This is a genomic window from Streptomyces sp. NPDC050164, assembly GCF_044459945.1.
Lineage (GTDB): Bacteria > Actinomycetota > Actinomycetes > Streptomycetales > Streptomycetaceae > Streptomyces > Streptomyces coeruleorubidus_A.
This window is the reverse complement of the sequence record NZ_JBITJK010000042.1, coordinates 83,237-83,715: the sequence shown is the minus strand read 5'-3', so window position 1 is coordinate 83,715 and position 479 is coordinate 83,237. Positions and strand designations below refer to the sequence as shown.

At 68.5% G+C, this 479-nt stretch carries 1 rRNA gene; it reads left to right on the top strand.

What is annotated here, in order from left to right:
• Positions 1-92: ribosomal RNA gene (gene rrf / locus ACIBNA_RS37430) — 5S ribosomal RNA — on the top strand; the annotation flags it as partial.
• Positions 93-479 lie beyond the last annotated feature (387 nt).

Here is a 479-nt window from a genome sequence, read left to right as displayed (position 1 = left end):
CGCCCGGTTACATTCCGAACCCGGAAGCTAAGCCTTACAGCGCCGATGGTACTGCAGGGGGGACCCTGTGGGAGAGTAGGACGCCGCCGAACAATCTTTGGAAGGACCCCTGGTCACCAGCGTTCAGCTGGGACCAGGGGTCCTTTTTGTTTTTGCACTGCGCGCTGGGCACCCGGCTGCGCGAGAATGACTTGCAGTACCGAAGACAGGAGTCACCATGTCCACCAACTCTCCCGACGACCGACCGGAGCGCGACCAGCGGCGACGGGAGGGCGACCGGAGCGATCGCGGCGGTCAGCGCGGGGACCGTGGAGACCGTGGCGGCTTCCGCGGAGGCGACCGAAGCGGCCGAAGCGACCGCGGGGAGCGCGGCGGCTTCCGGCGTGACGACAACCGTGGTGGTGGCCACGGCCGACGCGACGACCGTGATCGGGGGCCGCGCAGGGACGATCGCGATCAGGGCGGGTTCCGGCGTGATG